1 protein-coding gene is annotated in these 466 nt (G+C 42.5%); it reads right to left on the reverse strand.

The genetic code is table 11. The features are described 5' to 3' along the window. Positions 1–192 precede the first annotated feature (192 nt). The coding region (locus JHD69_RS20345; protein WP_199142146.1) for a hypothetical protein at positions 193–466 on the reverse strand (274 nt) is incomplete at its 5' end.

The following is a 466-nucleotide window of genomic DNA, read 5'->3' on the forward strand; positions in this document are numbered from 1 at the left end:
CCCCCCCCCCCCCCCCACCCACCTCCACACATGTCGTGGTTCGTCGGCAGCGTCAGATGTGTATAAGAGACAGCTAGGGAAGCTGTATTCAGATCGTTGAAAAGCTCAAATACTAAGCTGTATAGGAGTGAAATAAAAAACCTCCAAGTTTTTGCTTGAAGGTCTTTGTTCAATTGCTAGGTGTATTAGTTTTTACTCAGCAAACTGCTTGATAAACTGGGGATACCATTGATCTATTTTTTGATCTGGATTTGCTGCGCGGAATTCTAAAAGCTTTTCAGTAAATTTCTTCATCTTGGTAAAACCTCTGTCTGTCATTTGAGTAGTAACATCTTTAGTTACCTTTTGCAAGGTGGCACCATCATAATGGTCTTTGCAATAAAGCACGAAAACACCATAGGTCATATACCTGTCTCTTATACACATCTCCGAGCCCACGAGACAGTACTCATGATCTCGTATGCCG

The organism is Pedobacter sp. ASV12, assembly GCF_016429155.1.
Classification (GTDB): domain Bacteria; phylum Bacteroidota; class Bacteroidia; order Sphingobacteriales; family Sphingobacteriaceae; genus Pedobacter.